Here is a 2,655-nt window from a genome sequence, read left to right as displayed (position 1 = left end):
TGGGGTGTTATTGTGGGCGAACCTTCGACCATGAAAACAGAGACCATGCAAGCCGCTTTAGAACCTCTCTATGTCTTTCAAGAGGAATGGTATCAAGAGTGGGTAAAGAAGAAAAAACAGCAAGAAACAAAAGATATTCTTAGTGAATTAGATAAACGAGAAAAGAAAAAACAAGCCTATAAAGCACTCAAAGATCAAGACGAAGAACAAGCCCTTGCTCTTCTTTCACAAGCTCTTGAACGCAAAGAAAGTGAGGAAGATGACAGTTCTATAAAACGACGTCTTATCGTCAATGATGTCACGGTAGAAAAGCTTGGGGAACTCTTAAAAGAAAACCCCCGTGGTCTCTTAATGGTGCGTGATGAGTTGGCTGGTTTTTTTGCCAATTTGGAAAGAAAGGAATATCAAGCAGACCGTTCCTTTTATCTAACAGCTTTTAATGGCAATAAGTCATACACCTATGACCGTATAGGACGTGGAACCATTTTTATTCGCAATGCAACCGTCTCTATCATAGGGGGTATTCAACCTGCACGTATTATTCCCAGCACCATGGAATAAACGATGATGGTTTCATGCAACGGTTTCAAATGCTGATCTTTCCCGATGAAAGACAAGAACGGTTATGGGTCGATAGACCTCCTAATCAAAAGGCATGGGAAAGCTATCAAGGGGTCTTTCGTTCTCTTTATGATAAACCATTAGGATCACCAAAATATCCGATAACTATACGCTTTTCTGCCGAAGCCCAAAAAATGTTTCGTGTATGGTGGGAAGATTTTCAGAAAAGAATAAATGAAGGTCATTTTTCTGCAAGTTTAAAAGCGCATCTTTTGAAAATGAATAGAACCATACCAACCCTTGCGTTGATTTTTGAACTGGTTGAGGGTGGGCGTTTTGAAATAAGCTTGCCTTCACTCTCTATGGCATTGCGTTGGTCATCCTATCTCTTAAGCCATGCAAAACGATTTTATGCGGCGGGTGATACATTAACAGCAGAAAGTGCAAAATTAATTGTCGAGCGTTGTGATCATTTACCCGATGTCTTTACGGCAAGAGATATCTATAGACGGTGTTGGCGTTCTTTAAACGACAAGGAAACTGTCAAACAAGCTTTAGAGCTTTTATGCGGTTCTAATCACCTTCGAAAAAAGTTTATAACACATCAGACAAGTGAACACTCTCGTGCCTATTATGAATGGCATCCTTTGATCAAAAACAACAGCATAAAACAATAAAGAAACCTCTTTTAAAAACTTACTACTCAAATACGCAAAACTCTTTTTAATGGTATTCTCATCAAAGAACTTTTCTCTAAAAAACAATGATCTGAGTGACTATTAAGAAGAGTTTGTCAGTGGTGTCAGTTCTTTTTAGACCCTCTCTTAATTTTTTTAATGAGAAAAATAAAAAACATTATATTTCAAATGGTTAACATTTTTAAAACATAACGCATATTAATCGTACAATCTTTAAAGAAAACCTATGATAGGCGTTGATTAAAACCTGTCAGTTATGTGTCAGTAAATTGAACTGACAGAATAGACCATTTTAGTGTCTCATAAAACCTATCAAAATACGCATTCTGATATTTTAAAGCACATAGTGCATTTGTCTTGATTAACCCGTGAAACGATCAGTAAATTTCACACTTTTGCTGATCTACTCTGTATCATGGGCTGTGGATAAACAACCTTTATGAACTTTATTTGAAAAATTTATCCGCATTTGAATGACTTTACCTCATTTTGCCCTCGATCTTTGATTTGAATCAATCTAATAAACTCCATTCTGATTACTTTGAAGAGAATTAATCAGTAGCATATATTGCCATGGAGTCACTTCTTTATGCTTCAGTCTACTAAGTCCGATAATGAACACGTCACTTTACGCTCGCTCTTAGAATATTATCGTCAACGAGCCAAATCACCCCGTGAATTAGGAACATTGTTTGAAAACTTGGTCATAGCTTATTTGACGAAAGACCCTCTTCAAAAGCAAGAATACGAAAAGGTTCAAACCTATTGTGAGTGGGCGCAAGAGCATGGCGAAAATGGAACGGATATTGGGATTGATCTGGTGGCTACAATCCGTGATGAAGGTGGCTATGCGGCTATTCAATGTAAATGCTATGACGCTTCTCACATAATTAAAAAAGAAGATATTGATAGTTTTATCGCTGCCTCGGGCAAAAAGATCTTCACGCGTCGACTTCTGATTGATAGCACCGAAACCGATTGGAGTGACAATGTTGAACTGACTTGTGAAGGACAAGAGGTTCGTATTCAACGCATGAACCTTTTTGATTTGGAAAACAGCCAAATCGATTGGGGGGCTTATAAAGAACAGGGACAAGCCGTCCTTAAAGAGAAACCGAAAAAAAAGCTTTTAGATCATCAAAAAGAAGCGCTCAAAGCGGTTTGTGAAGGTTTAAAGGAAGCAGACCGTGGCAAGCTTATCATGGCTTGTGGAACGGGGAAAACCTTTACGAGTCTTAAGATAGCAGAACAGATAGCAGGGAAAGGCAAGCGTGTTTTATTTTTAGTGCCTTCTCTCGCTCTTATGTCACAAACGATAAGAGAATGGACGATAGATGCAGAAGTGCCTTTACGTTCCTTTGCTGTGTGTTCTGATACACAAGTGGGCAAGCGTCGT

Annotated in this window: 1 protein-coding gene and 1 pseudogene; both read left to right on the top strand. The window is 38.4% G+C overall.

Translation table 11 applies throughout. The features are described from left to right. A pseudogene (locus BN67_RS12970) lies at window positions 1-1,238 on the top strand (YfjI family protein); the annotation flags it as partial. 610 nt (window positions 1,239-1,848) lie between these two features. Next, a partial coding sequence (locus tag BN67_RS12120) for a restriction endonuclease (protein ID WP_019223902.1) occupies window positions 1,849-2,655 on the top strand: 807 nt, incomplete at its 3' end.

Source organism: Bartonella rattaustraliani AUST/NH4 (assembly GCF_000312565.1).
GTDB lineage: Bacteria > Pseudomonadota > Alphaproteobacteria > Rhizobiales > Rhizobiaceae > Bartonella > Bartonella rattaustraliani.
Note: the sequence above shows the minus strand (reverse complement) of the source record. Positions and strands in the feature narration are given on the sequence as shown.